This window comes from Pantoea vagans (assembly GCF_004792415.1).
Taxonomy (GTDB): Bacteria; Pseudomonadota; Gammaproteobacteria; order Enterobacterales; family Enterobacteriaceae; genus Pantoea; species Pantoea vagans.
In genome coordinates this window covers 3,531,349-3,555,756 of sequence record NZ_CP038853.1, presented here as the reverse complement: position 1 = coordinate 3,555,756, position 24,408 = coordinate 3,531,349, and the positions used below count along the sequence as shown (strand labels likewise).

Here is a 24,408-nt window from a genome sequence, read left to right as displayed (position 1 = left end):
AAGTAAGCAAATAACTGAGGATATTTGGGTTAAGTCCTGAGCGGTGTATGATGTGCATATATCCATACTAAGTTCAGGGAGAACGGGATGAAGATGGTACTGCCGGTTGACGGCTATCATTCAGCAGCGGAGTTTATGGCTGCCATGCAGGGAAGCCGGGGTGACACACACTGGCTAATGAAACAGGCAGAGCACTGGCACGGTGGCATCCACCTGTATGATAGTTTTGCCGGCAGCGCCGTCTGTAAACCCGGCAGCTCCGGCCTGAAATCCATGACGGACGGTCACGTGGTTGCCTGGCGGCTGAACGATGATTATCAGACCGCAGCGTTCGGAAAAAAGAGGCTGAAATTCAGCTCCACCTTCCTCCTTATCAAATCCACCTGCACCCCCGACAGCGCCAGGCCCGATAACGCGCTGGATTTCTATACCCTATGGATGCAGATAGCGCCATTATCTGAGTACGGCGTCACTGGCGTCCGGACCGCGACCGTCACCGCCGGCACGCTCAAAATCCGCCAGGACAACACGTTTCCGGGCTGGGTGCGCGACGGCCTCAGCGAGGGCATCAGCGTTCCGCGCGATGTGCTGAGGCACTATGAGGTGCCTGAGGATACGCACACCACGCTGCCGCGCGGTACCGTGGTGGAAGTTAAGCAGGAGGCCACTTTTCTGCTTAAAGGCAGGCCGGCCCCGTTTATCTTCGTGTCTGTGGTGTCGGTACCCGAAGGGGCAAAGAGCGGGTTATCTGCCGGAGAGTCCGGCTGGATTTCGGGTCTGGCCAGGTTCGTGAAGCGGCATGAGTATATCCTGCCGGCCTGGATGCAGGCCGCCCGTAAGCACGGCGTATTTAATCAGGTGGTGACGGTTTCCGGGGAGGATGCGCCGGGGATAAAGGCGGGCGAGGTTATCGGTCACCTGGGCCTGAGTGAGCGACCGCATGGTGCCCCTGAGCACTTCTGCCATCTTGAGGTATTCAGCCAGGACGCGCGCATGAAAAGCTTCCTGGCAAATGCGGCCGGAGTAACAACCGGGACGACAGAGCTGCATACGCTGGCGGGCAGGACGCGCTGGATGTACCGGGAAAGGGAAAAGACGTTCATTGTGGCAGGCGTGGATGGTGACCCGTCACCCAGTACCGCGGAGCACTACACGCCGGAAGGTGAGTGCCGCAGATTAGAAGCGGACGGAAAGAGCTGGTACCACATCCCCGGTGAACTCGCATGGATGGCGGCGGAAGACGTGGAGAAGGTGAATCAGTTTGAGCTTGAAAAGCGGGGCTTTATGCCGCTGGAGCAGGAAGACGCACCGCAGAGCATTTTCCAGACCCCGAAGGAGGGCTGGCTGCGGCAGGTATTCGGGCGGCTCGAAGCGCTAGCCCGGAGTGAAACGCGGGACATGTACTCAGCCAGCTATACGGAAAGGTACCAGATGCTGCTGAAGCAGATGGATGAAAACCGGGACGGCGTGATTGACGCCGGGGAGCTGTGGCGTTTCCTGCACAACAGCCAGCCGCACATCCGGTATCAGGTGGAGCGTCTGGTGGTGAAGCACCACAGCGAGTGGCTGAAGGACGGGATGTCGGCCCTGTGGCAGGCCGCACTGGATGAGCAGGCGAAGAAATATCCGGATATGGCGCTGTATAACCGCGACTTCATCAACACGCTGGTGTGGATGAAAGAGGTGCCGGAGATCCGCAGCGGCGAAGCGCTGTGGCATGTGCATCCGATTGTGTTTCTTGATGCGATAAAGGTTAATGAATATGATTTTTCCACAAGAGAAAGCACTATTCACGCAATAATTGAAGAAAGTAGAAAACAAGGATTAAACCTCCATTCACAGATCGCATATATTTTAGCTACGGTTAAAAGAGAGACTGGAGATACATTTCAGCCCGTAAGGGAGGGAGACTGGTCAGGACATACTTCAACAGATGAGTATCGAAGAAAACACTATCGCTATTATCCATACTACGGGCGAGGGTATGTTCAAATTACATGGGATTACAATTATAAAGCCTATTCAGAAAAGTTGGGTGTTGATCTATTTTCTGAGCCAGACAAAGCACTGGAGCCCAATAATGCTTTGTTTATCCTAATAGACGGTTTCAAAAATGGTGTATTTACAGGTAAGAAGTTGTCTGATTATGTTAATGACATTGAATCTGACTTTTTCAATGCCCGAAAATGCATAAATGGTTTAGATCACGCGGCGCAAATAAAAGAATTTGCTAACGAATTTCTTACTAAGCTTGACTCAGGGGAGCTGAAGTGAAAAGTAAATTATTTCTTCTGATGATATTATTAAATAGTTTTAGCTCAATTGGTAGTGAGCTAAGATGTGGCTGGTTACAAAATCCCAGCCCAGGAAATCACTGGATTATTGATAAAGATGGATTGTGGGATATATCTTCTCAGGGAGGGTTTATTGCTGATGGAATTGATAAGCTAAAAGATTTTACCGATAAAGAATATGTTAAAACGAATGGAGGTTATGGTTATGGGTGTGCTTGTGTTAAGGTTGATGTAGACCATGTTAAAAAAAGAATAACAAAGGTTTATAGTGAGAGCATATTACCTCTTAATCGTTGCCAAAATGATTCGAACCTTCATCGTCCCTGACATGTATTCAGCCAGCGATACGCAAAAACTACATAAGATATCATTGCGAATTCATGAAACAACATTACTGTGATAGCGTATGTAAAAATAAAATAAGATACTGCGTGCATCTCAATAATCAATCATGACTTAGTTATTGAGGATCTTTTTAAACTCCTTGATAACTGAGCGTAATCTTTTGTCGTGTAAATGAAAAAACCACCTCTAGAGATGGTTTTTTAGAAAGTTAAGATTGATGGGAAAAAGCTTTCTTAAACAGCAACAATTTTATCTCCTGTCAGGACTCTGACACATCAGCGCTGGCCCAGCGTGGCAACCATCACCGCTTTAATGGTGTGCATCCGGTTCTCGGCCTGGTCAAACACAATGCTGTGCGGCGACTCAAATACCTCGTTGCTCACTTCCATGCCGTTGGGCAGATCGTACTGTGCTGCCATCTGCTGGCCCAGTGTGGTCTGGTCGTCGTGAAAGGCCGGCAGGCAGTGCAGGAATTTCACCTGCGGGTTGCCGGTCAGATCGAGCATCGCGCGGTTAACCTGATAGTCACGCAGCAGGGCAATACGCTCGGCCCAGACTTCTTTGGCTTCGCCCATCGACACCCAGACGTCGGTGTAGATAAAGTCAGCGCCTTTTACGCCATCAGCAATATCTTCGGTGAGGGTAATTTTGCCACCGGTCTGCTGCGCAGCGTCGCGGCACTGTGCCACCAGTTCGTCCTCTGGCCAGCAGCTCTTCGGTGCTACCAGACGCAGATCAAGACCGACCTGAGCGGCGGCTTCCAGCATGGTGTTACCCATGTTGTTGCGTGCATCACCCACATAGACCAGCGTCATCTCGCTGAGTTTTTTGCCCGGCAGATGCTCCTGCATGGTCACCAGGTCAGCCAGCAGCTGGGTTGGGTGAAACTCGGTGGTCAGACCGTTCCACACCGGCACACCGGCGTGTTCTGCCAGCGTCTCCACCAGCTCCTGACCGTAACCGCGATACTGAATGCCATCGTACATGCGGCCCAGCACCCGCGCGGTGTCGCGCATTGACTCTTTATGGCCAATCTGACTGCCACTCGGGCCGAGATAAGTGACGTTTGCACCCTGATCGTAAGCGGCAACTTCGAAAGAGCATCGGGTACGGGTCGAGTCTTTTTCGAAGATGAGCGCGATGTTTTTGCCTTTCAGATACTGCACTTCGCTGGCGCTTTTTTTCGCCTGTTTCAACTCAGCGGACAGGGAAAGCAGGTGATCAATTTCGGCGGGGGTAAAATCCAGAAGCCTGAGGAAATGGCGCTGATACAGTTGACTCATACAACACTCCGGTAATCATTAAAATGAATTAAAATTCAATTTAACCGTATGAATATTCATTTTCAAGTCTGGAGATAATAAACTTTTCGTTTTGTGTAGTGGCGCGACAGGCAGTGTGGGAAAATAATTGATTATTGCCGAACTCAGAGAGGACATTGTCATGGCATATGAAGCATTACTGGAAGAGCAGCAGGAAGAGACACGGCAGATTATCGAAGAGCTGCTGGAGGATGGCAGCGATCCTGATGCGCTCTATACCATCGAGCATCATCTCTCATGCAATAATTTTGATTCACTGGAAAAAGCCGCGGTTGATGCATTCAAGCTGGGTTATGAAGTGACCGAGCCGGAAGAGCTGGAGCTGGAAGATGGCACCACCGTGATGTGCGTCGACATCATCAGCGAATCTGCGCTGAAGCCTGAACTGATTGATGTGCAGGTTGAGCAGCTGGTGAACCTGATTGGTAAGTACAACGTCGACTACGACGGCTGGGGCACCTATTTCGAAGACCCTGATGCCGAAGATGAAGACGAAGATGACGACGCCATCGAAGATGAAGATGATGATGGTATTCGCCACTAAGTAGCCGGGGCGGAGAGTTCTCCGCCTGTCACTTCTGCCACCCCTTTTGACATCATGAATTACGCACCCTTACTTGAACCGATCTATCAGTTTCTGCACTGCCGCACGCCACAGGCCTGGATTGATGAGGCGCGCAAGCCGGAAAACCTGACTCTGCTGTTAACCGACCATCTGGTTTGCGAGCTGAAAGCCGCCCAGACCGCGGTATGGCTGATCCGCAAATATGTCGCCGACAAACCCAGCGGCGACGCCATTCTGGCGTGGCTGAAGCCCTATGAAGATTTTATCTTCCGCGAAGATGGCGACAGCGACTTTATCAACGCCCATAAGAACCTGACGAAAAGCGTTATTGTGCGCAATGCGCTGCCGTGGGCGGATGAGCTGGTGGAGAAGATGGTGCTGCTGATTAAAGAGGAGCTGCATCACTTCTATCAGGTGTGGGAAATTATGCAGTCGCGCGGGCTGGTCTATCAGAAGATTACCTCCAGCCGCTATGCCAAATCGCTGCTGCGCGAAGTGACCACCCATGAGCCGGAAACGCTGGTGGATAAGCTGATTTGTGGCGCTTACATTGAGGCGCGATCCTGCGAGCGTTTCGCCAGTCTGGCACCGTATCTTGATGATGAACTGGCGAAATTCTATATTTCGCTGCTGCGCTCCGAGGCGCGGCATTATCAGGACTATTTAACGCTGGCGGCGCAAATCGCCGGTAAAGATATCGCGCCGCGGGTTCAGGCGATTGGCATGACAGAAGGGCGTTTGATCAGCCAACCGGACAACGAATTACGCTTTCATAGCGGCGTTCCGGCGTTCTGAACCGGCCACGTCAGCGGGGCTGATTGCCCCTGTATCACAGCAGTTTCAACATCCGCACTTCGCAGTCGACATGGCCGGTGCAGCCCATCGCGCTGTCGATATGCTCAAAGCCCAGCGACTCATAGAGTTTAATCGCCCGCGTCAGGCTGGCGGTAGTTTCCAGATAGCAGCGACGGAAGCCGTGGCTGCGTGCATATTCTATCGCCCTCAGCGCCAGTTCGCGCGCCAGGCCCTGACCGCGCACCTCTGGCAGGAAGTACATCTTTTGCAGTTCGCAGATATCGGGCGCGCTGCAGGCGAGAGGTGCAACCCCGCCGCCGCCGACCACTTTGCCCTGATACTCCACAATCCAGTAGGCGCTCTGTTCGGCACTGTAGAGCTCAAACAGCTGGTCGAGCTGCGGATCGGAGACGGTGTAGCCCTTGTCAGCCGTCAGGCCGAACTCCGCAGAAACATCACGGATCACCTGGGCAATATGCGGATTATCGGCGGCCGTTATTGGCCGCACCTGGAGGTGCTGAGAGTCAGAAATCATGTTGGGATTGGGTTATGCGAATCGGTTAGACATTTACCAGAAGTAACATTATCGTCATGTAAAAGCAATATTGCTGATAATGCAGGGCGGCCTGAAACGCATTGGTTTTTTATTACAGTGACTTGCAAGTATATTTTACCTTTTACTATTGCGCTGTTCAGTAATAATAAAAGTATTTCCCTGGTTGGCCTTAATAAAGGCGGTTTCCTTTTCAATTAATTCTGTTTGCCTTATTTGATATGAATCAAAAGCCCCGAGTATTACTGCTGTAAGTTAAGGTCTTTAACGCTAATTAAAGGATTAACTTCATGGCAATTCCAGCGTATCTCTGGCTGAAAGATGATGGCGGCGCAGATATTAAAGGGTCAGTTGATGTTCAGTATAGGGAAGGAAGTATCGAAATACTAAGTTTCATGCATGGTTTGAGCATACCGGTTGATGCCCACACAGGTAAAATTACAGGAACGCGTGTTCACAGTGCATTAGAGTTTGAAAAAGAATTTGACTCATCCAGCCCTTATCTCTACAAGGCAGTCTCTTCCGGGCAAACACTCAAATCAGCGGAAATAAAATGGTATCGCATTAACCATGCTGGTCAGGAAGAAGAGTACTTCAATATGTTCATAGAAGGAGTGAAAGTCGTTTCGGTTAATCCTCTTATGCATAACATTAAAACGATTGAAAACATGAACCATCTCGAGTCAGTGACATTGCGCTACGACAAAATCACCTGGAAGTACTGCGATGGCAATATTCAACATTCAGATTCATGGAAGGAACGCACTTAGTTGAACTATCAATGGCGCAGCATTTCTGTGCGTCATTTTAAGGAGCAGGTATGACATGGGTTTATGACGTGAGAAAGCGATCTTTTACACGAAATGGTGTCTATAAATTTGATGCGTTATATGCCGGTGCTGAAGGATACAAAGACGATCCTGCATTAGCATGTGAGGTGAACAAGGGGCCTTTACCAGCAGGTAAGTATAAGATTGGCAGCCCTATGGCAAAGCATCCTACCGCCGGCCGATTTGTTCTGCGGCTGACACCGTATGCGGGCAACGATATGTGTGGCCGTTCCGGATTTCTTATACATGGAGATAACGGCTTTGGTACTGCATCGAATGGTTGTATTGTCGCTTCTTTTAATGTCAGAAAGAGTATCGCAGACAGCGGCGACCGGGAGTTAATTGTGAAATGAAATGGCTCATTATCGTGATATTAACGTTATTTTCCGTATCCTGCTCGTCAGAGAGCTTTAAATCTGCAGAACAACGTTTATCAGATAAAGTGATTGCGGCATCCCGCAATAACGACAGCAGTTCACTCTCAGAAGCTGATTTTGACAGGATAACTGAATATCTCTCTCAGGGTCGGGCACGCTGGATTAAACTTTATCCCATACTTAATCAAGCGCCATTCTTAGGTGCAACCTCTTTTCAGGAAGGTTTAGACATTGCTATGGCGTCTGCCTTACCTGAAAATCCTGAATCGGTATTGAAATATGTTAATCAAAGAAATGTTAATAAGCTATGCGGCATGCCATTTATTGAGCCCACTCCTGATGAAACAGAAGCGTACTTTTTAAGAGCCCGCGCGGCGCTTATTAAGTTAACGTCACAAAGTGACCGTAAAAAAAATTGCCTGTCTGTATTAGAAAAGAGTCATGATTATCTTGCTGCTGAAACAAGGGCGGGAAGGATGTCAGCGCAAAAATGATATAAAAAACCCCGCGCCAGAGCGCAGGGTTTTTTCAGAGCGAGGAATCAATCAGAGCGCCGCAATGACCGCCTGCTGTTCAATCAGTTTTGCTTTGGATTGTTGCAGGTCTGCCACACGTTCGCGCTCTTTCGCAACGACCGCTTCCGGCGCGCGCGAAACAAAGCCTTCGTTCGCCAGCTTGGTCTCAATCTTCTCGATCTCGACATCCAGCTTAACCAGCTCTTTCGCCAGACGCTCCAGCTCGGCGGTTTTATCCACCAGATCCGCCATCGGGATCAGCAGCTCTGCGCCTTCAACCAGTTTGGTCACCGACACCGGGCCTTTCTCGCCTGCAGGCAGAATGGTCAGGCTTTCCAGACGCGCCAGGCGCGACAGGAAGTTGCGGTTAGCTTCAACGCGACGCAGCGCCGCAGGCGAGCAGTCACGCAGCAGCACATCCAGCGGCTTGCTCAGCGCGATGTTCATCTCGGCACGGATATTACGCACCGCGACGATTGCCTGCTTCATCCATTCGATATCCGCTTTCGCTTCGGCATCTTCTTTCGCCGCATCGTACTGCGGGAAAGGCTGCAGCATAATGGTGTCGTCGCTGATATTTTTCAGCCCCTTCACGCGCTGCCAGATGGTTTCAGTGATAAACGGAATGATCGGATGCGCCAGACGCAGCAGCGCTTCCAGCACGTGAACCAGCGTATGACGAGTACCACGCAGTTCAGCTTCACTGCCGCTGTTCATCACCGGCTTAGTCAGCTCCAGATACCAGTCGCAGAACTGGTTCCAGGTGAAGTCATACAGCAGGTTAGCCGCGATGTCGAAACGGTAGCTATCCAGCGCTTCACGGTACGCTTTCACTGTGTTATTGAACTCGGTCAGGATCCAGCGATCCGCCAGCGACAGCGTCATCTCGCCGCCGTTCTGTCCGCAATCCTGGTCTTCGGTGTTCATCAGCACGAAGCGGCTGGCGTTCCACAGCTTGTTACAGAAGTTGCGATACCCTTCCAGGCGTTTCATGTCCCAGTTGATGTCGCGTCCGGTTGAGGCCAGCGCCGCCAGGGTGAAACGCAGCGCATCGGTGCCTGATGGCTCGATGCCGTCCGGGAATTGCTTCTCGGTACGTTTGCGGATCTTCTCCGCCAGCTGCGGCTGCATCATGTTGCCGGTGCGTTTTTCCAGCAGATCTTCCAGCGAAATGCCGTCGACCATATCCAGCGGGTCAATCACGTTGCCCTTGGATTTCGACATCTTCTGACCTTCTTCATCGCGGATCAGACCGGTCATGTAGACGGTTTTAAACGGCACCTGCGGTTTGCCGTTTTCATCTTTGATGAAGTGCATGGTCAGCATGATCATGCGGGCAATCCAGAAGAAGATGATGTCGAAGCCGCTGACCAGCACGCTGGTCGGATGGAAGGTGCGCAGCGCTTCGGTGTTTTCCGGCCAGCCCAGAGTGGAGAAGGTCCACAGACCGGACGAGAACCAGGTATCCAGCACGTCATCATCCTGACGCAGCGCCACATCGGCGGCCAGGTTGTTCTCGGCGCGGACTTCATCTTCGGTACGGCCAACGTAGACGTTACCGTTGTTGTCATACCACGCCGGGATGCGGTGACCCCACCAGAGCTGACGGGAAATACACCAGTCCTGAATATCACGCATCCAGGAGAAGTACATGTTTTCGTACTGCTTCGGCACGAACTGGATGTCGCCATTCTCAACGGCTTCAACCGCGACTTTTGCCAGCGGCGCGGTGCGCACATACCACTGGTCAGTCAGCATCGGCTCGATCACCACGCCACCACGATCGCCGTAAGGGACGGTCAGATCGTGCGGCTTGATCTCTTCAAGCAGGCCCAGCTCATCGACAGCGGCAACGATGGCTTTACGCGCGGCAAAGCGTTCCATGTTCTGGAAAGCGGCCGGGATCTCATCGGAACAGGCATCGCTGGCTTCGCCATTGGTGTCATATACCTGAGCGCGGTCGCGGATATCACCATCGAAGGTCAGGATGTTGATCATTGGCAGCTTATGACGACGACCCACTTCGTAGTCGTTGAAATCATGCGCCGGGGTGATCTTGACGCAGCCGGTGCCTTTTTCCATGTCAGCGTGTTCGTCGCCAACGATAGGGATCAGACGGCCAACCAGCGGCAGCATCACAAATTTGCCGATCAGATCTTTGTAACGCGGATCTTCCGGGTTAACGGCCACGCCGGTATCGCCCAGCAGGGTTTCCGGACGGGTGGTGGCAACGACCAGGTAATCTTTACCGTCGGCGGTTTTTGCGCCATCAGCCAGTGGATAGCGGATATGCCACATGGAGCCTTTGCTCTCGCGGTTTTCCACTTCCAGATCGGAGATCGCGGTGCGCAGCTTAGGATCCCAGTTCACCAGGCGTTTGCCACGGTAGATCAGGTTCTCTTTGTAGAGGCGAACAAACACCTCTTTCACGGCGTTGGAAAGACCCTCGTCCATGGTGAAGCGTTCGCGCTCCCAGTCGACGGAGTTGCCCAGGCGGCGCATCTGGCGGGTAATGGTGCCGCCGGATTCCGCTTTCCACTGCCAGATTTTCTCGATGAACGCATCGCGGCCATAGTCCTGGCGCGTCTTGCCCTCTTCAGCCGCAATTTTGCGCTCAACCACCATCTGCGTGGCGATGCCCGCGTGGTCAGTACCGGCCTGCCACAGGGTATTTTTCCCCTGCATGCGCTGGTAACGGATCATGGTGTCCATGATGGTTTGCTGGAAGGCGTGACCCATGTGCAAGCTACCGGTGACGTTCGGCGGCGGGATCATGATGCAAAAGCTTTCCTGGCTGGTATCGCCATTCGGTTTGAAGTAGCCCTGCTTTTCCCAATGCTCGTAAAGCGGCTGCTCGATATCTTGCGGGTTATATGTCTTTTCCATTTCTGCTATGTCGTTTGCGGCTGTGGTGGCGCTGCCGTATTCAATTGGAATCCAACGCTGCGATACGCTTTGTAGCGGTCGCGCGCCAGTTGTTTGAGAGCGTCCTCGTAAGGAACGAAGTCTATCACTTCATGGAAAGCAGTAGCAAAATCTGCGAAGTGGGGCAGCAGGCTAATCAGCAGGTCGCGCTGTGAACTGCCGCGACGCTGTGGCCAGGCCAGCTCGACCGGCGCACCGTAGCGCGGGCCTTCACCCGCCAGGTTGTGCGGCACGAAGGCATTTGCTGGTCGTTGCCACAGCGCTTCGTCGAGACGAATGGCTTGCTGTTCATCTTCGCAGGCGATCAACACCCGCTTTCCGGCCCGCCAGCGTGTTTCCGCCAGATTGCACACCAGCGCTTCAACGGCACTCAGGTCATCGCTCGTTGCATCGGTTTCCAGCACGTAGAAGGTTGCGTTTTTCATCGGTTAGCTCATCAGAAGATCAGGGGCGGATTCAGATCCGCCCCTGCTGTCAGAAAAGAGGGCGCTTAGTCGTCGCCGTTCAATCCTGCCCGATTCAACAGAAACTGCGACAGCATCGGCACCGGACGTCCGGTCGCGCCTTTGGCCTTGCCGGAACGCCAGGCGGTGCCGGCGATATCCAGGTGCGCCCAGTTATATTTGCGGGCAAAGCGTGCCAGGAAGCAGGCGGCGGTAATCGCGCCACCAGGACGGCCACCGATGTTGCCCATATCGGCAAAGTTGGACTCCAGCTGCTCCTGGAACTCATCCGCCATCGGCAGACGCCAGGCGCGATCGCCCGACTGCTCCGAGGCGCTGATCAGCTCATGCGCCAGCGGGTTGTGGTTCGACAGCAGGCCGCTGATGTGATGGCCCAGCGCAATCACGCAGGCTCCGGTCAGCGTTGCCACGTCAATGACTACTTCCGGGTCGAAGCGTTCCACGTAGGTCAGCGCATCGCACAGCACCAGACGGCCTTCAGCGTCGGTGTTCAGTACCTCAACCGTCTGGCCAGACATGGTGGTCAGCACGTCGCCCGGACGCATTGAGCGGCCATCCGGCATGTTTTCACAGCCCGCAAGCACGCCCACCACGTTCAGCGGCAGATTCAGCTCGGCCACCATCCGCATCACGCCATAGACGGCGGCCGCGCCGCACATGTCATATTTCATTTCGTCCATGCTGTCGGCCGGCTTGATAGAGATGCCGCCGGAGTCAAAGGTCAGCCCTTTACCCACCAGCACAATCGGGCGCGCTTCAGCGTCGGGATTGCCTTTGTATTCAATCACCGACATCAGCGATTCGTTCTGCGAACCGGCACCGACGGCGAGATAGGCGTTCATGCCCAGCTCTTTCATCTGCTGTTCGCCGATTACGCGGGTCGTGACATTTTTGCTGAAGGCATCGGCCAGCTGGCGCGCCTGCGACGCCAGATAGGCGGCGTTACAGATATTCGGCGGCATATTGCCGAGATCTTTAGCGGCTTTCATGCCGGCAGCGACCGCTAATCCATGCTGGATAGCGCGTTCGCCGCTGGTGAGTTCACGGCGGGTCGGCACGTTAAACACCAGCTTGCGCAGCGGACGACGCGGCTCGGCTTTGTTACTTTTCAGCTGGTCGAAGTTGTAGAGCGCCTCTTTTGAGGTCTCCACCGCCTGACGCACTTTCCAGTAAGTATTGCGGCCTTTGACATGCAGCTCGGTCAGGAAGCAGACCGCTTCCATGGAGCCGGTGTCGTTCAGCGTATTAATGGTTTTCTGAATGACCTGCTTGTACTGGCGTTCATCCAGCTCACGCTCTTTACCGCAGCCAATCAGCAGAATACGCTCGGACAGGATATTTGGCACATGATGCAGCAGCAGTGTCTGGCCCACTTTTCCTTCCAGCTCGCCGCGGCGCAGCAGGGCGCTGATGTAGCCGTCGCTGATTTTATCCAGCTGCTCGGCAATCGGTGACAGACGACGCGGTTCGAAAACGCCAACGACAATGCAGGCACTGCGCTGTTTTTCCGGGCTTCCGCTTTTTACACTGAACTCCATGCACTCTCCTGAATCTTAAAGACAACGGCCGCTGCTGCCGCTAGAATGTAGCGCGCTCATGACCCATTTATTCATTGTCGCAGCATGACATTCTGCCGCTGGAGGTCATAATGAATCAGGGTGACAAGATGTTGTTTTTTCACCACCCGGACGCGTTTTTCATACAAATTTAGCTACGACGACGGCCATTGATGAAGAAAAATGGCTGATAAGCGTTGAAACTAGCGATTTTCCTGCAAAAAGACAAGTTTTCACAGGCGTACTAAGCGTGATCATCATTAGATATCTGGTTCGGGAAACGCTCAAAAGCCAGCTGGCTATCCTGTTTATCCTGCTACTCATCTTCTTTTGCCAGAAGTTAGTCAGGATCCTGGGAGCCGCGGTGGATGGCGAAGTGCCGACAAACCTCGTTCTGACCTTGTTAGGACTCGGTGTGCCTCAAATGGCACAACTTATACTGCCCTTAAGTCTGTTTCTGGCGATCCTGATGACGCTGGGGCGTCTCTACACGGAAAGTGAAATTACCGTGATGCATGCCTGCGGCCTGAGTAAGGCCGTGCTGGTAAAAGCGGCAATGGTACTGATGCTGTTTACCTCGGTGGTGGCAGCGGTGAACGTCATCTGGCTGGGGCCGTGGTCATCCCGCTATCAGGATGAGGTGACGCAGAACGCCAAAGCGAACCCTGGTGCTGCGGCGATGGCTGCCGGACAGTTCCAGACCTCCAGCGACGGCAGCGCCGTGCTGTTTGTCGAGGATGTGAAGGGCAACAACTTTGGCAACGTGTTCCTGGCGCAGTTACGGCCAAAAGGCAACGCGCGTCCTTCGGTGGTGCTGGCTGACAGCGGTCACATGGAGCAGCACAAAGATGGCTCGCAGGTGGTGACGCTGGATAAAGGCACCCGCTTTGAGGGCACGGCACTGCTGCGTGATTTCCGTATCACCGACTTCACCAACTATCAGGCCATCGTGGGCTATAAAGCGGCAACGCTCGATCCTAACGATGCCGAGCAGGCCAGCATGACCGACCTGTTCGCGAATAAGACACCGGATTTCCAGGCCGAGCTGCACTGGCGTCTGACGCTGGTGTTTGCGGTGCTGGTGATGGCGCTGATGGTAGTGCCGCTCAGCGTGGTGAACCCGCGTCAGGGCCGCGTGCTGTCGATGCTGCCCGCCATGCTGCTCTATCTGATCTTCTTCCTGTTGCAGAGCTCGCTGAAGTCGAGCGGAGCGAAAGGGCGGCTCGATCCGGCGCTCTGGATGTGGGTGGTGAATATCAGCTATCTGGTGCTGGCGGTGTTGCTTAACCTGTGGGATACGGTGCCGATGCGTCGGATTCGCGCCCGCTTTACCCGCGGAGGGTCGGTCTGATGTTTCGTGTACTTGACCGCTATATCGGTAAAACCATTTTTAATACCATCATGCTGACGCTGTTCATGCTGGTGTCGCTTTCCGGCATCATCAAGTTCGTCGACCAGCTGCGTAAAACCGGCCAGGGCAGCTATAGCGCGCTGAGTGCCGGTTATTACACCCTGCTCAGCGTGCCGAAAGATATTGAGATTTTCTTCCCGATGGCGGCCCTGCTGGGTGCGCTGCTGGGACTGGGCGCGCTGGCGCAGCGCAGTGAGCTGGTGGTGATGCAGGCGGCGGGCTTTACCCGCATGCAGGTAGCACTGTCCGTGATGAAAACGGCGATTCCGCTGGTGCTGCTAACCATGGCAATTGGTGAGTTTGTTGCGCCATCGGGCGAGCAGATGGCGCGTAACTACCGGGCGCAGCAGCTTTATGGCGGCGCACTGGTCTCGACGCAGAATGGTCTGTGGGCGAAAGATGGCAATAACTTCATCTATATTGAGCGCATTAAAGGCGACAACGAAATTGATGGGGTGAGCATCTACAACTTCAACGATCAGCGTCGCCTGCAGAGCGTGCGTTACGCGGCGACAGCGACCTGGGATGCGGCTAAAAAGCGCTGGATGCTGTCACAGGTCGATGAGTCAAACCTGACCGATCCGAAGCAGATTACCGGTTCACAGAGTCTGAGTGGCGAATGGAAAACCAATCTGACGCCGGACAAGCTGGGTGTGGTGGCGCTGGATCCGGACGCGTTGTCGATTCGCGGTCTGCACAGCTACAGCAAGTATCTGAAGCAGAGCGGTCAGGAAGCGGGACGTTATCAGCTGAATATGTGGAGCAAGATTTTCCAGCCGCTATCGGTGGCGGTGATGATGCTGATGGCGCTGTCGTTTATCTTCGGTCCGCTGCGCAGCGTGTCGATGGGTGTGCGCGTCGTAACCGGTATCAGCTTCGGCTTCCTGTTCTACGTGCTGGACCAGATTTTCGGCCCGCTGAGCCTGGTTTACGGCTTACCGCCGATTCTGGGGGCGATTCTGCCGAGCTTTGCGTTCTTTGCGATCAGTCTGTTTATGCTGATTAAGCGGCGCTAAGCGCAGTAAACGAAGTTAAAAAAAGGCCGCGAAAGCGGCCTTTTTTGTGGCCGGTGTAAGGCTCAACACCGGGTGGTCTCCTGGAGTGTCCTGATAAGTTGTTCTTTATTGAGTGCAACGCAATAGGCGGGTGTCGCACGCTCGAAACGCCAGCCTTCCGCTAACGCGCCTGCATCCACCGCATCAAACCCAAACGCGTCATACAACGCCGTGGCGATGGCTTTGCCTTCGCTGTCATCTCCCGCCAGCGGTAGCGCCTGACGGTTCGCATCGCCTGGCGGCAGGCCCTGAGTTTCCAGATCGGTCATGCGGATGGCATTGAATGCCTTGGTGATCCGACTGCCGGGTAACAGGCGAGCCAGCCGTTCACTGGTGCTGATGCGGCCATTGAGCAGTTCTTCGATTTCGCCGTCACGGTCGGGATAGTAATTGACCGCATCAAGCACGATTTTCCCCTGTAACGCCGCAACCGGAAGTTGCTCAGTTGCCGTGAGCGGCACAGCAATCACGACCACCTGACCGAAGTTTGCAGCCTCGGTAGCAGTGCCGGTTTCGCAGCCAATCATCGGTTTCAGACTGAACAGCGTTCGTGGATCGCGTGAGTTGCTGAGCATCACCTCATGTCCCGCTTTAATCGCCAGTTTTGCGATCGCCCGGCCAACAAAGCCTGCGCCAATAATGCCTGTTTTCATGGTTTGTTCCTCGATGAGTTTCACGCACTGACCTTAATTAAAAACAGTGGGTGAATAAATCGACAAACGGACGCAATATAAACAACCAACAGGAGGGAATCATGGATCGGCTCACCAGCATGAACGTGTTTGTTACCGTCGCGGAATCAGGTTCGTTTGCCGCCGCCGCCGGGCAATTGCTCATTTCGCCGCAGATGGTGGCAAAGCATATCGCCACGCTGGAGAAGCATATCGGCACGCTCCTTCTGCATCGCACTACACGACGGCAAAGCCTGACGGATGTGGGCCGCAACTATTACGAACGCTGTAAGATCGTGCTGGCCGAGGTGCAGGAAGCGGATGCGATTGCGCGGGATATGCAGCAGCGGCCATCCGGTACGCTGAAGGTCAGTGCGCCGGTCACCTTTGGTTCTTTCAGCCTTGCACCGTTTGTGACCCGCTATCTTGATCGGTTTCCTGACACGCAGGTCGATCTGGAACTCAGCGATCGGCTGGTTGATCCGTTTGAAGAGGGGTATGAGGTGGTGATAAGGATTGGGGCGCTGGCGGACAGTTCAATCATCGCCCATCCGTTGCAGCCTTATGCGCTGATAGCCTGTGCATCACCCGCCTATCTGACGCGGTATGGCATTCCTGCCACGCCTGCGGAGCTGGTGAACCACGCCTGCCTGGTTTACGGCATCTGGTCGCCTTCAAAACCCTGCCGCTGGGTGTTTACCCGGGACGGGAAGGTCGAAGAAGTGCATCCACAGGGACGAATGCGATCCAATGACTGGAAAGCACTCCTGCATGCGGCGCTGGAAGGCTATGGCATCACGCTGGGGCCAGCTACTATTCTGTCTGAAGAGATCAGGCAGGGGAGACTGGTTCAGTTGTTGCCCGACTATGCCGGGCCAGCACGCCCCATGCATGTACTGATCCCGGCGGGCCGCCGCCAGACGGTGAAGATTCGCAGTTTTGTTAACGCCCTCATCACCGAATTTGGCCTCTATCCTCCCGCAGCAGGCTAAACCGATGCATTACCTGCCCAGCAGCGGGATTAACGAGGGCAGCTGCGACAGCAGATAGAGAATCAGCCCGATGGTGCCGCCGACCAGCGTACCGTTGATGCGGATAAACTGCAGGTCTTTACCGATATTGAGTTCGATCTGCTGCGACATGTCGCGCGCATCCCAGCTCTTCACGGTGTCGCTGATGTGACGCGTCAGGAAGCTGGCAAACTCCGGCGCAACGCTGCGCGCCGCCTGTTCCAGATGCTGGTTCATGGAGTCACGCAGCGCCGGGTCGGCGGCCAGGGTTTCGCCCAGCCACAGGGCGGCACCGCGCACTTTCTCCTGCACCCGCGAATCCTCACTGCTGAGGTCGGCCTTAAGCCAGTTACGCATATCATTCCACAGCTCGCCGATGTAGCGATTGAACGAGGCATCCTCTTTCAGCCAGCCCTTAATTTCTTCGGCACGCTCGGCCATTTCCGGGTCGGTCTGCAGCTTAACGATCAGTTTATCAACTGCCCGGTTGAAGCCGAGGCGCAGCTCATGGCCCTGATCCAGCGCCACATCATCCAGCAGGGAATCGACCGCGTTGGCCACCAGCTCGGCGCTGTGTTCGCCCAGCCATTCGGTCGGCAACATTTTGGCTTTGATGGGATGCTCGCGTTTGAGCCAGCGCACCAGCTGCATCGCAATAAACTCGCGGGTACTGGGTTTATGCAGCAGCTTCAGCAGCTGTTCAATGGCCGCGTCCAGCAGCGCCTGATGACGGTTATTTTTGGTCAGGCTTTCCAGCACCATAGCGCTGGTCTGGGTGAGATCGACCTTGTCGATGGCGCGATGCACGGCGCGGCGCATAAAGGTCTGAATTCGTGCGTCATCGGTCAGATCAAGGAAACCGCGCATCACCTGCAGCAGATGGCGGCCAACGCGGTCGGCATTGCCCGGCGCATTCAGCCACTGTGCCAGCAGGTTTGAGGGATCGTGACGGCGAATCAGATTCAGCAGGGAGTCGGTATCAAGAAACTTCTCCTGCACAAAGCGCCCGAGATTTTCACCGATACGATCTTTATTGCGCGGAATGATAGCGGTATGGCGCGAGATAAAAGGTACCGGCACGCGCCGGAACAGCGCCACCACGGCAAACCAGTCCGCCAGTGCGCCGACCATCGCGGCCTCCGCAATCGCTTTGACGCCGCTGACCCAGAAGCCGGGCGGCAGGAAAAGGGTGACAACAAAGGTGGCGACGGCGAGCAGCAGCAACAGCAGCGCCAGGCGTTTCATCCGTTTCAGTTCGTAGTGTTTATCCATAACCTGATCTTAGCAGAGATCACGGTTCATCGGCGACGGCCACCCAGCAGGCTGCCGAGCACCCCACGGATGATCTGACTGGTGATCTGACGGGTGGCGCTTTTCGCCATGGTCTGGACCACGCCATCGTGTTTGCCGCCGCGCGGGCCGGTGTGACCGAACAGGATCTCTTTCAGACCACCGAGAATGCCATTGTCGACCGCGACAGCATCGCCTTTGGCCGGGGGTGCACTCGCCTCATCGCTGGCGGCCTGGAAGCCTTTCTGCAGCTTTTCAAACGCCGATTCGCGATCGATTTCGGTGTCATATTTGCCATACAGCGGTGAATGGTTGATCAGGCCGTTACGTTCATCGCCGGTGACCGGACCCATGCGCGAGCCGGGCGCAATCACCATGGCACGCTCCACCACCGACGGGCTGCCTTTGGCATCCAGGAAGGAAATCAGTGCTTCGCCGGTGCCCAGCGCCTGAATCGCTTCCACGCTGTCAAACGCCGGATTGGCGCGCAGCGTATCGGCGGCCGTTTTCACCGCTTTCTGATCTTTCGGCGTGAACGCACGCAGGGCGTGCTGGACGCGGTTGCCAAGCTGGCCCAGCACCCGGTCGGGAATATCTGCCGGGTTCTGGGTGACGAACCAGACGCCGACGCCTTTGGAACGGATCAGCCGCATCACCTGCTCGATTTTCTCCAGCAGCACCGCCGGTGCGTCGGTAAACAGCAGGTGCGCCTCATCAAAGAAGAAGACCAGCTTTGGCTGATCGAGGTCGCCCGCTTCCGGCAGATGCTCGTAAAGCTCCGACAGCAGCCACAGCAGGCTGGTGGCGTAGAGTTTTGGCATCTGGTAGAGCTTCTCTGCAGAGAGGATGTTGATGATGCCTTTACCGTTGCTGTCGACGCGCATCCAGTCGGCGATATCCAGCATCGGCTCACCAAAGAAGTGTTCCGCACCCTGTTGCTCCAGCGTCAGTAATCCGCGCTGAATCGCGCCGACCGAGGCGCTGTTGATATTGCCGTAGTGGGTCTGGAAGTTTTTGGCGTTGTCACCGATGTATTGTGTCATGGCGCGCAGATCTTTGAAGTCCAGCAGCAGCTGGCCCTGGTCATCGGCAATGCGGAAAATAATCTGCAGCACGCCGCTCTGGACTTCATTCAGATTCAGCAGCCGCGCCAGCAGCAGCGGCCCGAGGTCGGAGACGGTGGCGCGCACCGGATGGCCTTTCTCGCCAAAGATATCCCACAGCACCACCGGATTGCTCTGCGGCTGCCAGTCGGTGACGCCGATTTTCGCCAGCCTCTCCTGCAGCTTTTCGCTGGACTGGCCCGCCATCGCCACACCGGTTAAATCACCTTTGACGTCAGCCATAAAGACCGGTACGCCGCTGGCGGAGAACGATTCGGCCAGCTTCTGCAGCGTCACGGTTTTCCCGGTGCCGGTCGCACCGGTAATTAAACCGTGGCGGTTGGCCATTTGCGGTAACAGATGAAGTTCGACGTCTGGCGTACGGGCAATCAGTAGCGGGGAAGTCATGGTTTTCCACTCTCAGTCAAAGGATTATGCCTGAAGGATAGCAAGCGGAGCATAGACAGGAGGAGAACAATTCGTCAAAAACGCGGCCGCTACTCTATGAGCAGCGGCCTGAAACGCAGGATTACTTCTGCACCTCTTCGAAATTGAGCAGGCTGACGCCGATGCCCTGCTGCAGGTGATTGAGGTTGCTGCGCACCGCCACCTGGGTCGCGCCCTGTAACAGAACCACAAACGGTGAATCCTGCTGGATGCGGGTTTGCAGCCCGGTATAGAGGCTACGGCGTTTGGCCGCATCGCTCTCTCCGGCGGCGGCGCGGGTCTGCGCACTCAGCTCCGGAATGGTCCAGCCGACGCGCCACGCCAGGGTTTTGCCGCCGCCTGGCACGTTAGAAGCAAAGGCGCTGGCATTGGTGTTCGGGTCGACGTAGTCCGCGCCCCAGTAAGTGAAGATGGCCTGGAAGTCGCGGCTGCGCATTTTGCTCCACAGCTCTGACTCCGCCACCGGCTGGATATCGAGCTGCACATCCGCTTTGGCAAAGCTCGCCTGCAGCGCCTGCGCCACGTCAATAAACGGCGGCTGGTTCACCACCGTCAGCGCGATGTGGGTGCCCGGTTTGATGCCGCCTTTCTGCAGGATTTCCTGCGCCTTTTTCAGATCGTAATGGAACGGCGTGGTGTTCAGTGCACCATCGAAGCCGTCCGGCAGGAAGCTCTGATGGATGCGGTACTGACCTTTCAGCAGCTGGTTTGCCAGGCTGTCATAGTCCACCAGCCAGCGTGCCGCCTGCCACAGTGCCGGATTGCCCAGCGCCGGTTGCTGCGCGCTCTGAGTATTAAAGCCAACGTAGTAAACCAGGCTGGACGGGAAGGCGTCGACCCGCACATTGGGCACATTTTTCAGCGCGGCAATCTGGTCCGGACCGAGCTGGTAGGCGACATCCACGTCACCCTGCTGAAGCAGCAGTCGGCGGCTGCCGGCTTCGGCGACGCCCTTGAGCAATACCCGCTTCAGATGCGGCTTCTGCGTGCTGTAAGGGTTAGCTTCCAGCACCAGTGCCTGCAGCGGGACAAACTGTTTGATGGCATATGCCGCGCTGCCAGCCGAGTGCGTTTTCAGCCAGGCGTTGCCGTAATCATTGTTGCTGACGTGCTGCTGTGCCAGTTTACTGTCAACGATGGAGGCGACCGGCGCAGTCAGCAGGCGCAGCGCCAGATCGCTGCCGATCTCAGCAGGCCAGCGCAGCTCAATCTGGTGGTCGTTGATCACCGTGAACTGCTGATCGATATTTTCCGGCGTCCAGCCAAACTCACCCAGGATAAAGGAGGGCGCCTTGTTGAGTTTTACCGCACGGGTTAAGGAGAACACCACATCCTGTGCCGTCAGGGGATTACCACTGGAGAAGCGGGCCTGCGGATTGAGGTCAAAAACGAGACTGTGCGGCGTTTTCCCGGCCTGCCAGTGCGTAGCGGCCAGCGGCGATAATTTTTGCGGATTCTGATGGTCCGGCTCCACGAGCCTCTGATAGATATTGCGCTGGCTGCTGTTGCTGACCATTTCAAAACTTTCCGCCGGATCGAAACTGATGATGCCATCCAGCGGAACGGCAACCACCAGCGTGTCGGCAGGCGTCGCGGCGTGTGCCGGGTGAACCAGTGCCAGTGCAGTCAATAAGGAGAGTGAGAGTAGCGATTTGCGCATCGAGAGTTATCCTGAGTCGTTGATCGCTCTACTCTATCGGGCGCCGGATAATCTCAAAATGCCGGTTTGTTATGAGCTTTGCACAATTACATGCTTAGTTATTCAGGCAAAAAGACGAATTAAGATAATGTCGGCCAGTTATTATTTCAGCGTCCTTTTACAGCAGGCGGAATAAAGCCGGATTTATTCAGGCGATCACAATTTGCGCACTGTCTGATTGTATGACCATCAAAGTCACTATAGTGTTATCGATGAGAATGATTCTCTGGTATGGAAGTATGATATTTTTTTATCGGTTATTCAGCGTGATGATGACAGGATGAAAATAATATCCGTCGCTCCTGCGTTAAAACGGCTAAATACCCGATGTTTATGCGGTTTTAGACGCAATTTCCTCGCTGTAAATCTTTTACCTCTCCGTAACCCTTCCGCAACACCATGATAAACTTTCACTGCGACACATTTTAAATTCAATTTTTACATTCAGACATAGTTATATCCCTAATATTGCCAGGTTATTAACCGATATGTTCCGTTAGTTACCGAACCATAATTCTACCTGCCTTCGCTGTTCTGCCGTTGTCTGTGCTGTGTGCGTTCATCCCTGCGGGGAGTTTCCTGCCTGCACCAGGCCTTTCAGCTGCATAACACCGTAAGCGGGTATTTAGCAGATGAGAGTCGTGCGGATATGCTTTTAGAAAAACCCACCACCAGGCGTAAATTTTTGCTCGGTTCACTGCTGGCGTTGCCATTAAGTGAGCTGGTCCTGAAAGGCATGACTGCGGCACAGGCTGCAGAGATGGCCGCCCCCGAGTTAGCCGATTACAAACCGATCTTTTTTAGTGCCGATGAGTGGCAGTTTATTCTGGCCGCCACCGACCGCCTGATTCCGGCGGGCGGCAAAGGCAAAGCGCCAGGCGCGCTGGAAACTAACGTGCCGATCTTTATCGATCAGCAGCTGCACAGCGAAGCGTTTGGCAGCGAAATCTACATTCAGGGACCTTTCAACACGAAAGCACCCGCCACGATGGGTTATCAGATCCCGTTCCGTCCCCAGCAGATGTATCAGACCGGTATCCGGCTGATCAATCAGTGGTCGCAGAATACGCACCAGAAAGCGTTTCATGCGCTGACGCTGGAAGAGAAAGATGCTGTGCTGACCCAGGTCAACAAAAACGAGATCGACTTTGCCGCGCTGGGCGAAGCCGATCTGAAGCCTTCCCATTTCTTCAGCCAGCTGCTTTCCGATACCAAGCATGGCTACCTGGCCGACCCGATGTACGGCGGTAATAAAGGCATGAAAGCCTGGATCGCCATCGGCTTCCCGGGGGCGCGTGCCAGCTTCACCGAATGGGTGAAACAGCACAACGTTCCTTATCCACTCGGCCCGGTCAGCATCAAAGGTGAACGCGCATAAGCGCTTCCACATCAGGTAAACAGGATTATCATGGCACAGGTTACTAAAAAAGAAGTCGACGTCGTGGTCTGCGGCCTCGGCTGGGCAGGCTCGCTGATGAGCATCGAGCTGGCACTGGCAGGTCTGGACGTGCGCGCCCTTGAGCGCGGCGGCGATCGCGATTATGACGAATTCGCCTACCCGAAACCGGCAGATGAATACGCCTATGCGGTACGCAATAAAGTGTTTGCGACACCCGCCGAAGTGGCTGTCACCGTCCGTTATAACAGCAGCCAGACGGCACTGCCGACCCGTAAGTGGGGCGCATTTGCACCGGGCACCGGCGTAGGCGGTTCCGGCCTGCACTGGACGGCGGTACTGATTCGTCCGACGCCGACCGATATTAAACTTAAAACCTACGTTGACGAGGCTTACAAGCCCGGCATTCTGCAGGACGATATGCGGGTAATGGACTTCCCGTTCAGCTGGGAAGAGATCGAGCCGTACTACTACAAATTCGAACTGATTTGCGGCCAGTCGGGCAACACCGGCAACCTGCGCGGCAAAATCCTGGAAGGCGGCGACCCGTTTGAAGGCCCGCGTTCCGAACCTTATCCGCTGCCTGCGCTGGATGACACGCTGAACAACGTGATGTTCAAAGAGGTGGCGACGAAACTGGGTTATCACCCGTTCCCGAACCCGTCAGCCTGTGTGTCGCGCGCGTGGAAAAACCCGTACGGCAACCAGATCGCACCGTGCAACTACTGCGGCTATTGCAGCAAATATCCCTGCCTGAACTACTCCAAAGCCTCGCCGCAGACCGCGGTGATGGATTCGCTGAAGCGGATGCCGAACTTCTCCTATGAAGTGAATGCGGAAGTGATTAAGGTCGTGCTGAACGATGATAAGAAAACCGCCAAGGGCGTGATCTACATCGATGCACAGGGCAACGAGTGCTTCCAGCCCGCGAAAATCGTGGTGCTGAGCAGCTTCCAGCTCTACAACGTGCGTCTGATGCTGCTCTCCGGCATCGGCAAACCTTACAACCCGATTACCGAAGAGGGCGTGGTCGGCCGTAACTACGCGTTCCTGTCGAACGGCGGTGCAACGCTGTTCTTCAAAGATAAAAACTTCAATCCGTATGCGACTGCGGGCGCGACCGGCCAGATGTTTAACGATATCTCGCCAGGCAACTTCGACGGTCCTTCACTCGGCTTCCTGGGCGGCGCGAAGATCCACAGCTCACAGGCGACCGGCACGCCGATCAGTACCGCGCTGCCAAAAGGCACGCCGACCTGGGGCATGGGCTACAAGGAAGGTCTGGAAGAGTGGTACGGCCATTCGATGAAGATCAGCATCACCACCACCTGCCAGTCTTATCGCGACATCTATCTGGATCTCGATCCGAACTACAACGATCACCGTGGCCTGCCACTGCTGCGCATGACGTTTAACTGGAAAGAGAATGAGCTGAAGCTGCAGCAGCATCTGAAAGGCATCGTCGGCAACATCGCTAAAGAGCTGAACCCGGACAGCATGAGCATGAGCTTCCTGCCGATGGGCGCGGACTTCGATCTCACCAAATATGTCTCTACCCACAACGTGGGCGGCGCGGTGATGGGCGATAACCCGAAAACCTCGGCGCTGAACAAGTATCTGCAGAGCTGGGATGTGCATAACGTCTTTGTGCCCGGCGGCAACGCCTTCCCGCAGAACTTCCAGGCGAACCCGACCGATACCATCGGTGCGATTACCCTGATGGCGGCGCAGGCGATCAAAGATCACTACCTGAAAAATCCCGGCCCACTGGTACAGGCATAAGCG

Annotated in this window: 21 protein-coding genes; 12 read left to right on the top strand and 9 right to left on the bottom strand. The window is 54.9% G+C overall.

Features of this window, described 5'->3' with window-relative positions:
• The first annotated feature begins 87 nt into the window (after positions 1-87).
• Positions 88-2,274, top strand: coding sequence for an EF-hand domain-containing protein (locus EGO56_RS22440; protein ID WP_197732143.1), 2,187 nt, complete (start codon positions 88-90; stop codon positions 2,272-2,274).
• A complete protein-coding gene (locus EGO56_RS16760) occupies positions 2,271-2,621 on the top strand; it encodes a DUF4087 domain-containing protein (protein ID WP_135910292.1) in 351 nt (116 codons plus the stop codon). Before EGO56_RS22440 ends, EGO56_RS16760 begins: the two co-directional genes overlap by 4 nt.
• 293 nt (positions 2,622-2,914) lie before the next feature.
• Here EGO56_RS16760 and argF read toward each other — a convergent pair whose 3' ends face one another.
• Positions 2,915-3,922: an ornithine carbamoyltransferase gene (gene argF / locus EGO56_RS16755; protein WP_135910291.1), complete on the bottom strand. Its 1,008-nt coding sequence runs from the start codon at positions 3,920-3,922 to the stop codon at positions 2,915-2,917.
• Between the two features lie 160 nt (positions 3,923-4,082).
• Between argF and rraB the strand changes: the two genes are divergently transcribed.
• Positions 4,083-4,505, top strand: a complete 423-nt coding sequence (gene rraB / locus EGO56_RS16750; RefSeq protein WP_013359940.1) for a ribonuclease E inhibitor RraB — start codon at positions 4,083-4,085, stop codon at positions 4,503-4,505.
• 54 nt (positions 4,506-4,559) lie between these two features.
• Complete coding sequence (miaE, locus tag EGO56_RS16745) at positions 4,560-5,321, top strand: tRNA isopentenyl-2-thiomethyl-A-37 hydroxylase MiaE (RefSeq protein WP_135910290.1); 762 nt, start codon at positions 4,560-4,562, stop codon at positions 5,319-5,321.
• A 34-nt stretch (positions 5,322-5,355) separates the two neighbouring features.
• Here miaE and EGO56_RS16740 read toward each other — a convergent pair whose 3' ends face one another.
• Positions 5,356-5,856 carry a GNAT family N-acetyltransferase gene (locus EGO56_RS16740; protein WP_033731349.1) on the bottom strand — a complete coding sequence of 167 codons (501 nt, stop codon included), beginning with the start codon at positions 5,854-5,856 and terminating at the stop codon, positions 5,356-5,358.
• A 308-nt stretch (positions 5,857-6,164) separates the two neighbouring features.
• Here EGO56_RS16740 and EGO56_RS16735 point away from each other — a divergent pair, with 308 nt between their 5' ends.
• The 3 genes from EGO56_RS16735 to EGO56_RS16725 are packed head-to-tail and all read left to right on the top strand — an operon-like array spanning position 6,165 to position 7,575.
• Positions 6,165-6,644 (top strand): Hcp family type VI secretion system effector, encoded by a 480-nt coding sequence (locus EGO56_RS16735; protein WP_135910289.1) that lies wholly within the window; start codon positions 6,165-6,167, stop codon positions 6,642-6,644.
• 50 nt (positions 6,645-6,694) lie between these two features.
• Positions 6,695-7,057: a tlde1 domain-containing protein gene (locus EGO56_RS16730; protein WP_135910288.1), complete on the top strand. Its 363-nt coding sequence runs from the start codon at positions 6,695-6,697 to the stop codon at positions 7,055-7,057.
• Positions 7,054-7,575 (top strand): hypothetical protein, encoded by a 522-nt coding sequence (locus EGO56_RS16725; RefSeq protein WP_135910287.1) that lies wholly within the window; start codon positions 7,054-7,056, stop codon positions 7,573-7,575. Before EGO56_RS16730 ends, EGO56_RS16725 begins: the two co-directional genes overlap by 4 nt.
• Before the next feature lie 51 nt (positions 7,576-7,626).
• Here the strand turns inward: EGO56_RS16725 and EGO56_RS16720 are convergent, their stop codons facing one another.
• From EGO56_RS16720 to pepA, 3 genes are all read right to left on the bottom strand, one after another.
• Complete coding sequence (locus tag EGO56_RS16720) at positions 7,627-10,482, bottom strand: valine--tRNA ligase (RefSeq protein ID WP_033731351.1); 2,856 nt, start codon at positions 10,480-10,482, stop codon at positions 7,627-7,629.
• A 5-nt stretch (positions 10,483-10,487) separates the two neighbouring features.
• The gene (locus EGO56_RS16715) at positions 10,488-10,946 is read right to left on the bottom strand and encodes a DNA polymerase III subunit chi (RefSeq protein ID WP_135910286.1); all 459 of its coding nucleotides are present in this window, start codon (positions 10,944-10,946) and stop codon (positions 10,488-10,490) included.
• A 65-nt stretch (positions 10,947-11,011) separates the two neighbouring features.
• Complete coding sequence (pepA, locus tag EGO56_RS16710; protein WP_009092357.1) at positions 11,012-12,523, bottom strand: leucyl aminopeptidase; 1,512 nt, start codon at positions 12,521-12,523, stop codon at positions 11,012-11,014.
• 268 nt (positions 12,524-12,791) lie between these two features.
• On the opposite strand from pepA, the gene lptF reads away from it, so the two are divergent.
• Together lptF and lptG are read left to right on the top strand one after the other, a co-directional pair.
• Positions 12,792-13,892, top strand: a complete 1,101-nt coding sequence (lptF, locus tag EGO56_RS16705; RefSeq protein WP_033731353.1) for an LPS export ABC transporter permease LptF — start codon at positions 12,792-12,794, stop codon at positions 13,890-13,892.
• Entirely contained in the window at positions 13,892-14,968 is a 1,077-nt protein-coding gene (gene lptG, locus EGO56_RS16700; protein WP_033731354.1) for an LPS export ABC transporter permease LptG, read from the top strand. The genes lptF and lptG overlap by 1 nt, the downstream gene beginning before the upstream one ends.
• Before the next feature lie 62 nt (positions 14,969-15,030).
• On the opposite strand, the gene EGO56_RS16695 is transcribed toward lptG, so the two are convergent.
• Positions 15,031-15,660, bottom strand: a complete 630-nt coding sequence (locus tag EGO56_RS16695) for an NADPH-dependent F420 reductase (protein ID WP_135910285.1) — start codon at positions 15,658-15,660, stop codon at positions 15,031-15,033.
• Positions 15,661-15,761: 101 nt separating this feature from the next.
• Between EGO56_RS16695 and EGO56_RS16690 the strand changes: the two genes are divergently transcribed.
• Positions 15,762-16,670 (top strand): LysR family transcriptional regulator, encoded by a 909-nt coding sequence (locus tag EGO56_RS16690; protein WP_135910284.1) that lies wholly within the window; start codon positions 15,762-15,764, stop codon positions 16,668-16,670.
• Positions 16,671-16,679: 9 nt separating this feature from the next.
• Here the strand turns inward: EGO56_RS16690 and EGO56_RS16685 are convergent, their stop codons facing one another.
• The 3 genes from EGO56_RS16685 to EGO56_RS16675 all read right to left on the bottom strand — a co-directional run bounded on the left by EGO56_RS16685 (position 16,680) and on the right by EGO56_RS16675 (position 21,188).
• The gene (locus EGO56_RS16685) at positions 16,680-17,960 is read right to left on the bottom strand and encodes a DUF445 domain-containing protein (RefSeq protein WP_135910283.1); all 1,281 of its coding nucleotides are present in this window, start codon (positions 17,958-17,960) and stop codon (positions 16,680-16,682) included.
• A gap of 26 nt (positions 17,961-17,986) precedes the next feature.
• Positions 17,987-19,489: a helicase HerA-like C-terminal domain-containing protein gene (locus tag EGO56_RS16680; protein WP_135910282.1), complete on the bottom strand. Its 1,503-nt coding sequence runs from the start codon at positions 19,487-19,489 to the stop codon at positions 17,987-17,989.
• Positions 19,490-19,610: 121 nt separating this feature from the next.
• A complete protein-coding gene (locus EGO56_RS16675; RefSeq protein ID WP_135910281.1) occupies positions 19,611-21,188 on the bottom strand; it encodes an ABC transporter substrate-binding protein in 1,578 nt (525 codons plus the stop codon).
• Between the two features lie 688 nt (positions 21,189-21,876).
• On the opposite strand from EGO56_RS16675, the gene EGO56_RS16670 reads away from it, so the two are divergent.
• Both EGO56_RS16670 and EGO56_RS16665 read left to right on the top strand, forming a co-directional pair.
• Complete coding sequence (locus tag EGO56_RS16670; protein WP_135910280.1) at positions 21,877-22,605, top strand: gluconate 2-dehydrogenase subunit 3 family protein; 729 nt, start codon at positions 21,877-21,879, stop codon at positions 22,603-22,605.
• 30 nt (positions 22,606-22,635) lie between these two features.
• On the top strand, positions 22,636-24,405 hold the full coding sequence (locus tag EGO56_RS16665; RefSeq protein WP_135910279.1) for a GMC family oxidoreductase: 1,770 nt from the start codon (positions 22,636-22,638) through the stop codon (positions 24,403-24,405).
• Positions 24,406-24,408: the final 3 nt, after the last annotated feature.

Coding starts and splice junctions, on each gene's coding strand:
- EGO56_RS22440 (WP_197732143.1), top strand. CDS start 88: ATGAAGATGGTACTGCCGGTTGACGGCTATCATTCAGCAGCGGAGTTT.
- argF (WP_135910291.1), bottom strand. CDS start 3,922: ATGAGTCAACTGTATCAGCGCCATTTCCTCAGGCTTCTGGATTTTACC.
- rraB (WP_013359940.1), top strand. CDS start 4,083: ATGGCATATGAAGCATTACTGGAAGAGCAGCAGGAAGAGACACGGCAG.
- miaE (WP_135910290.1), top strand. CDS start 4,560: ATGAATTACGCACCCTTACTTGAACCGATCTATCAGTTTCTGCACTGC.
- EGO56_RS16740 (WP_033731349.1), bottom strand. CDS start 5,856: ATGATTTCTGACTCTCAGCACCTCCAGGTGCGGCCAATAACGGCCGCC.
- EGO56_RS16735 (WP_135910289.1), top strand. CDS start 6,165: ATGGCAATTCCAGCGTATCTCTGGCTGAAAGATGATGGCGGCGCAGAT.
- EGO56_RS16730 (WP_135910288.1), top strand. CDS start 6,695: ATGACATGGGTTTATGACGTGAGAAAGCGATCTTTTACACGAAATGGT.
- EGO56_RS16725 (WP_135910287.1), top strand. CDS start 7,054: ATGAAATGGCTCATTATCGTGATATTAACGTTATTTTCCGTATCCTGC.
- EGO56_RS16720 (WP_033731351.1), bottom strand. CDS start 10,482: ATGGAAAAGACATATAACCCGCAAGATATCGAGCAGCCGCTTTACGAG.
- EGO56_RS16715 (WP_135910286.1), bottom strand. CDS start 10,946: ATGAAAAACGCAACCTTCTACGTGCTGGAAACCGATGCAACGAGCGAT.
- pepA (WP_009092357.1), bottom strand. CDS start 12,523: ATGGAGTTCAGTGTAAAAAGCGGAAGCCCGGAAAAACAGCGCAGTGCC.
- lptG (WP_033731354.1), top strand. CDS start 13,892: ATGTTTCGTGTACTTGACCGCTATATCGGTAAAACCATTTTTAATACC.
- EGO56_RS16695 (WP_135910285.1), bottom strand. CDS start 15,660: ATGAAAACAGGCATTATTGGCGCAGGCTTTGTTGGCCGGGCGATCGCA.
- EGO56_RS16690 (WP_135910284.1), top strand. CDS start 15,762: ATGGATCGGCTCACCAGCATGAACGTGTTTGTTACCGTCGCGGAATCA.
- EGO56_RS16685 (WP_135910283.1), bottom strand. CDS start 17,960: ATGGATAAACACTACGAACTGAAACGGATGAAACGCCTGGCGCTGCTG.
- EGO56_RS16680 (WP_135910282.1), bottom strand. CDS start 19,489: ATGACTTCCCCGCTACTGATTGCCCGTACGCCAGACGTCGAACTTCAT.
- EGO56_RS16675 (WP_135910281.1), bottom strand. CDS start 21,188: ATGCGCAAATCGCTACTCTCACTCTCCTTATTGACTGCACTGGCACTG.
- EGO56_RS16670 (WP_135910280.1), top strand. CDS start 21,877: ATGCTTTTAGAAAAACCCACCACCAGGCGTAAATTTTTGCTCGGTTCA.
- EGO56_RS16665 (WP_135910279.1), top strand. CDS start 22,636: ATGGCACAGGTTACTAAAAAAGAAGTCGACGTCGTGGTCTGCGGCCTC.